Raw genomic sequence first — 1,029 nt, forward strand, 5'->3', positions numbered from 1 at the left:
TCAAAGATCAACTTACTTTGCAGGAAATCGCCTCAAAGTTTGACATTCATCCTTCCCAAATATCTACTTGGAAGCGAGAGTTTATAGATAATTCATCAAAAACTTTTGACTCCAAGACCAAAACAGAAGAGACAGATAATGAAAAAAGCGCTCTTTATAGTAAAATTGGTCAGTTACAAGTTGAAAATGATTTTTTAAAGAAAGTCTTGGAGAAATGAGTACTATCCAGAAACGGCAAAAGGTTGTAAAATCTCATCCAGGACTTAGCCTTAAACAACAATGTAAGCTATTAGAGATTCATCGTTCAGGTTTATATTACAAACCTAAAGGCGAGAGTCTATTGAATTTAAAGTTGATGAAAGAGATCGATAGGTACTTTTTAGAACATCCCTATTACGGTGTAGAACGCATGACCGATTATCTCAATCTGGATTTAGGATATCGTGTCAATGTCAAGAGAATCCGAAGGCTCTATAAACTAATGGGGCTTCAAACCATTTATAGTAAACCAAAAACAACTATTAGAGATAAAACGAATTATATTTATCCGTATTTATTGAAAAACATTAAGATTGATCAGCCTAATCAGGTTTGGCAAACCGATATCACTTATATTCCGATGTTCCGTGGATTTATGTATATGGCTGCCATCATTGATGTGCACAGTCGAAAAATATTGAACTGGAGTGTTTCTAATTCAATGAGTGCAGAATGGTGTACCGAATTATTAAATGATACTGTTGAACAATATGGAACCCCTAAAATCCATAATTCAGATCAAGGCTCGCAATATACAAGTGATCTCTATATAGCTGCTCTAAAAAAGCACCAGATACAAATTTCAATGGATGGGAAAGGCAGAGCTCTTGATAATATATACATAGAACGGTTTTGGAAATCCCTAAAATATGAGAAAATATATCTCAATCCGCCTAATGGTGGATTAGATTTATATCAAAAAGTAAAAGAATATATTGAGTTTTACAACACCAAAAGAAGACATACTGAAATTGGAAAAGTACCCCCAAA

At 33.8% G+C, this 1,029-nt stretch carries 2 protein-coding genes; both read left to right on the top strand.

Annotation, left to right across the window (positions count from 1 at the left end; translation table 11 throughout):
• A partial coding sequence (locus F0000_RS28050; protein WP_188112326.1) for a transposase occupies window positions 1-218 on the top strand: 218 nt, incomplete at its 5' end.
• The coding region (locus tag F0000_RS27425; protein ID WP_149627871.1) for an IS3 family transposase at window positions 215-1,029 on the top strand (815 nt) is incomplete at its 3' end. The genes F0000_RS28050 and F0000_RS27425, both read left to right, overlap by 4 nt.

It is taken from the genome of Aquimarina sp. RZ0 (genome assembly GCF_008370685.1).
Lineage (GTDB): Bacteria > Bacteroidota > Bacteroidia > Flavobacteriales > Flavobacteriaceae > Aquimarina.